This window comes from Anaplasma marginale str. Florida (assembly GCF_000215485.1).
GTDB lineage: Bacteria > Pseudomonadota > Alphaproteobacteria > Rickettsiales > Anaplasmataceae > Anaplasma > Anaplasma marginale.
On sequence record NZ_AFMS01000042.1, the window covers coordinates 1 to 1225 of the forward strand.

General features: G+C 47.8%; 2 protein-coding genes. One reads left to right on the plus strand and one right to left on the minus strand.

The annotated features are described in order from the left end of the window. Positions 1 to 1022: Obg family GTPase CgtA (gene cgtA / locus GAC_RS01200; RefSeq protein ID WP_037349047.1), on the plus strand; the 1022-nt coding region annotated here is incomplete at its 5' end. Between the two features lie 3 nt (positions 1023 to 1025). Here the strand turns inward: cgtA and GAC_RS01205 are convergent. Next, on the minus strand, positions 1026 to 1225 hold a 200-nt coding region (locus tag GAC_RS01205; protein WP_037348616.1), incomplete at its 5' end, for an adenylosuccinate synthetase.

Here is a 1225-nt window from a genome sequence, read left to right on the forward strand (position 1 = left end):
TCCACGTAAAAGGAGGAAAAGGAGGCGACGGGTGTGTGAGTTTTCGGCGGGAGAAATTCATAGAGTTTGGTGGCCCCGATGGTGGGAACGGAGGGAATGGCGGCTCGGTGATATTCGTCGCCAGTAGTGCTGTAAACACTCTGCTATACTTCAGATATAACCAACACATAAGGGCAGAGAATGGTAAAGCTGGATCTGGTAAGGGAAAGTTTGGGGCTGCTGGCCGCAACCGCGTAGTAGAGGTGCCGGTAGGAACCCAGTTGTATGACGAAGATGGGAATACTCTAATAGCAGATCTGAACAACATAGGGCAGCAATACACAGTAGCAGCAGGTGGTAGGGGCGGGATTGGCAATGCCCAGTATAAGAGCTCTACTAATCGTGCACCTACATACTTCACCTACGGAACACTGGGAGAAGAGCACTGTGTTCTGCTGAAGCTCAAGATAGTCTCAGATGTTGGAATAATAGGCATGCCTAACGCTGGGAAGTCTAGCTTGTTATCACGTTGTACTGCATCGAAAACCAAGGTTTCTGACTATCCGTTTACAACCCTAGAACCACACTTGGGAGTTGCGTACGCAAACGGGTGTGAGCTAGTGTTAGCAGATATTCCTGGCCTAATAGAAAACGCCAGTTCTGGTGCAGGGTTAGGGCACAAGTTTCTCAAACATATTGAGCGATGCGTCATACTCCTACATCTGGTAGATTGCTCGCTTCCAGATATAGTCAGCGCCTATGAGCTGGTCAGGCAGGAGCTTAAGCTACATAGCCAGGAGCTTACTGGTAAGCAAGAGGTGGTCATACTAAACAAATGTGACCTACTCTCGGAAGGGGAAGTGAGGGAGAAGCAGAAACTTCTTGAGAGCTCGACCAAGAAGGAAGTAATTACCTTATCTATGGGTGATGAGCTAGACTCCCTGATTGTATTTCTACATGCGCAGGTGAAGAAGGCAGTTGTAACTGAACCATCAGATACATCGTTTGACCCATTTCTGTATGTCCACTACAACAAGAAGTAATGCTTATGGGTTCATTGGTACAATATGGTTTCTCTCTGGCCCTGTAGACACCAAGCTTACTGGCACTCCAACCAACTCCTCAAGCCTACTGATGTATGACACTGCATTTTCTGGAAGGTCACTACGTGACACAGCACCCAATGTGCTAGTGCGCCATCCAGGTAAGGTTTCATATACAGGCTCAAGCCTGTTTTGTATGTGGG